The sequence below is a fragment of the Kitasatospora sp. NPDC093558 genome (assembly GCF_040683475.1).
Classification (GTDB): domain Bacteria; phylum Actinomycetota; class Actinomycetes; order Streptomycetales; family Streptomycetaceae; genus Kitasatospora.
This window is the reverse complement of the sequence record NZ_JBFBDY010000815.1, coordinates 1-2,474: the sequence shown is the minus strand read 5'-3', so window position 1 is coordinate 2,474 and position 2,474 is coordinate 1. Positions and strand designations below refer to the sequence as shown.

Annotated in this window: 3 protein-coding genes and 1 pseudogene; 3 read left to right on the top strand and 1 reads right to left on the bottom strand. The window is 72.5% G+C overall.

Annotated elements, in window-relative coordinates; all coding sequences use genetic code 11:
- The coding region (locus tag AB0O00_RS35600; RefSeq protein WP_363658844.1) for a GntR family transcriptional regulator at positions 1-312 on the bottom strand (312 nt) is incomplete at its 3' end.
- 159 nt (positions 313-471) lie between these two features.
- On the opposite strand from AB0O00_RS35600, the gene AB0O00_RS35595 reads away from it, so the two are divergent.
- From AB0O00_RS35595 to AB0O00_RS35585, 3 genes and pseudogenes are all read left to right on the top strand, one after another.
- Positions 472-1,182, top strand: coding sequence for a DUF969 domain-containing protein (locus AB0O00_RS35595; protein WP_363658843.1), 711 nt, complete (start codon positions 472-474; stop codon positions 1,180-1,182).
- Positions 1,179-2,147, top strand: coding sequence for a DUF979 domain-containing protein (locus tag AB0O00_RS35590; RefSeq protein ID WP_363658842.1), 969 nt, complete (start codon positions 1,179-1,181; stop codon positions 2,145-2,147). Before AB0O00_RS35595 ends, AB0O00_RS35590 begins: the two co-directional genes overlap by 4 nt.
- Positions 2,148-2,178: 31 nt before the next feature.
- Positions 2,179-2,474, top strand: a pseudogene (locus AB0O00_RS35585) (pyroglutamyl-peptidase I); the annotation flags it as partial.

Here is a 2,474-nt window from a genome sequence, read left to right as displayed (position 1 = left end):
GCCGGCCGTTTCCAGGGCCAGGCGCAGCGTGTAGATGTCGGCGACGTCGGCCGGGTTGAGGATCCGTACGAACACGCCGCGGTTCAGCTCGTGCACGACCAGTCGCTGGTCGGCCAGCAGCCGGAACGCCTCGCGCAGCGTGTTGCGCGAGACGGCGAGCGCGTCGCCGAGCGCCTCCTCCGACAGCCGGGTGCCGGGGGCGAGCCGGCCCTCGGTGATGTGGTCGCGCAGCACGTCGGCCACGCGCTGGGCGGCGCTGGCGCGTTCGATCCGGCCGCGGTCGGCGGTGAGCGCGTCGAAAACCCCGGTCATCTTCCACCTCCTGAGCTCTTGTCGGATTGTTCCACAATCCCCTAGCCTCGCGGCAACCCCCGCACGGTCGCGGCCCACCCGGCCGGGACCTCCTCCGCCCGTGGCGTCCCAGACGGCCACCCACAGGGGCGGAGGCCCCTCTGAAAGGCGGTCAGGAACATGATCGTTCTGCTCGGCATCCTCGTCGTGGTGGCCGGGTTCGCCACCCGGCGAAATCCGCTCCTCGTCGTCGGCGCCGCCGGCGTCGTCACCGGACTGCTGGGCGGGATGAGCCCGGTGAAGGTCCTGGAGGCCTTCGGCACCGGCTTCGCCTCCAGCCGCTCGGTGACCCTCTTCGCCGTCACCCTGCCCGTGATCGGCCTCCTGGAGCGCCACGGCCTGCAGGAACAGGCCCGCACCCTGATGAACAAGCTCGCCAGGGTCAGCGCCGGGCGCCTGCTCGCCGTCTACCTGGTGGTCCGCCAGCTCGCCGCCGCCCTCGGCCTCACCGGCCTCGGCGGACCCGCCCAGGCGGTGCGCCCGATGATCGCGCCGATGGCCGAGGCCGCCGCCGAACGCCGCCACGGCACCCTGACCGAACGGGCCCGCGAACGCCTGCGCTCCTTCGCCGCCAGCGCCGACACCGTCGGCCTGTTCTTCGGCGAGGACTGCTTCCTCGCCGTCGGCTCGATCCTCCTGATCACCGGCTTCGTCAACGCGACCTACCACACCGACCTCGAGCCGGTGCAGCTCGCCCTGTGGGCCATCCCCACCGCGCTCTGCGCCACCCTCATCCACGGCGCCCGCCTGCTGCGCCTGGACGCCACCCTCGCCCGGGACCTCCAGGGCGCCCCCGCCGTCGCCACCCGTGTCGAGGAGAAGACGAAGTGATCAAGGTCGAGTGGCTGTACTGGCTGGTCGGTGCCGTCTTCCTCGCGATGGCCGCGCAGATGGCCGTGGACCGCACCAACCCCAAGCGCCACGGCAGCGCCGCCTTCTGGGGACTGCTCGGCGCGAGCTTCGTCTACGGCAGCTGGGTCGCCGACAAGAGCGCGCCCGCGGCCCCGCTGGGCGCCGCCGTCCTCGCGATGATCTGCCTGGCTGGCTTCGGGCTCACCGGCCGCGGCACCTCCACGGCCGCCGCCCCCGAGCAGCGGGCCGCCTCCGCCGCGCGCCTGGGCAGCAAGCTGTTCATCCCCGCGCTCGCCCTGCCGCTGGTGGCACTCGCCTGCGGCACGCTCCTCAAGGGCGTTCACCTGGGCGGCAGTTCACTGCTCCAGACCGGCAGCGAGACGCTCCTCGGGCTCGGCATCGGCTCGCTCGTCGCGCTCGGTATCGCGCTGCTGCTCACCCGTGAGCGCAACCCCGTCGTCGCCCTGCACTCCGGGCGCGGGCTGCTGGAGGCGATGGGCTGGGCGCTGCTGCTGCCCCAGCTGCTGGCGGTGCTCGGCTCGATCTTCCAGGCCGCAGGCGTCGGCAAGCAGGTCGGCAAGATCACCACCCATTTCCTGCCGGAGGGCAGCACGTACGCGGCGGTGGCGGTCTACTGCCTGGGCATGGCCCTGTTCACGATCATCATGGGCAACGCGTTCGCCGCCTTCCCGGTGATGACCGCCGCGATCGGCTGGCCGATCCTCATCACCCAGCTGCACGGCAATCCGGGCGTCGTCCTGGCCGTGGGCATGCTGGCCGGCTTCTGCGGCACGCTCGTGACCCCGATGGCCGCCAACTTCAACCTCGTCCCGGCGGCGCTGCTCGAACTCAAGGACCAGTACGGGCCGATCAAGGCCCAGATTCCCACCGCGGGCGCGCTGCTGGTGTGCAACATCGCCATCATGTCGCTCTTCGCGTTCTGATCCACCCCGTTCGCCTTCAGAAAGGCCGCCCATGACCAGGGTCCTGCTCACCGGCTTCGAACCCTTCGACGGCGCCGACGTCAACCCGTCCTGGGAGGTCGCCCGCCTGGTCGCCGACAACCCGCCCGAGGGGCTGCTGGTCACCGCCGCCCGCCTGAGCTGCGTCTTCGGGCGGGCGGCCGAGGAACTGCGCGCCGCGGTGCGCGAGTGCGCCCCGGACCTGGTGGTCTGCCTCGGCCAGGCGGCCGGCCGCCCGGACGTCACCGTCGAGCGCGTCGCCGTCAACGTCGACGACGCCCGCATCCCCGACAACGCGGGCGCCCGGCC